The sequence below is a fragment of the Ferroacidibacillus organovorans genome (assembly GCF_001516615.1).
GTDB classification, from domain to species: domain Bacteria; phylum Bacillota; class Bacilli; order Alicyclobacillales; family SLC66; genus Ferroacidibacillus; species Ferroacidibacillus ferrooxidans_B.
The window spans coordinates 1-531 of record NZ_LPVJ01000050.1; the positions used below are offsets into that span (position 1 = coordinate 1).

Sequence of the window (531 nt, forward strand, 5' to 3'; positions counted from 1 at the left end):
CTACGTCACTCAAATCAATATTTTGCAAACTGAACTTCCCCACAAAATGTGTCTATGGAGCCTTCCTCCGATTCCTACGAAAATGGGTTCATAGCCCGAAAAAAAGGAGGAAGATCCCAATGACAAAGGGGTCAAGAGAACAAATTGCCAGCTTTCGGTACAGCCTCATCGCTCCCGTGGTGAGTCGGCAGACGCCGCTGACACCTGGGGAACTTGGGGTATTTCTGCGTGAGGTGAGCTCACGGGAGTACGATATTCCAGGCAGCACAAGCAGGCGTGTAAGTGTACGAAGTCTGGAGCGTTATCTTGCGCTGTACAGAAAGGGTGGCTACGAGGCATTAATGCCCAAAGAGCGTAATGACAAGGGGAATATGCGCTTGCCTGAAACCGTTTTGAACAGGGCTGCACAACTTCGGGCTGAGCGCCCAGAACGTAGCGTTGAGCAGATCATCCTGCTGCTCGAAGCGCAAGGTGCGGCTGCACCCGGAACTGTGGCGGTGAGCACGCTGGCCAGGCATCTTCGTCAGGCCG

Annotated in this window: 1 pseudogene; it reads left to right on the plus strand. The window is 53.7% G+C overall.

The features are described from left to right. Positions 1 to 119 precede the first annotated feature (119 nt). A pseudogene (locus ATW55_RS10745) lies at positions 120 to 531 on the plus strand (integrase); the annotation flags it as partial.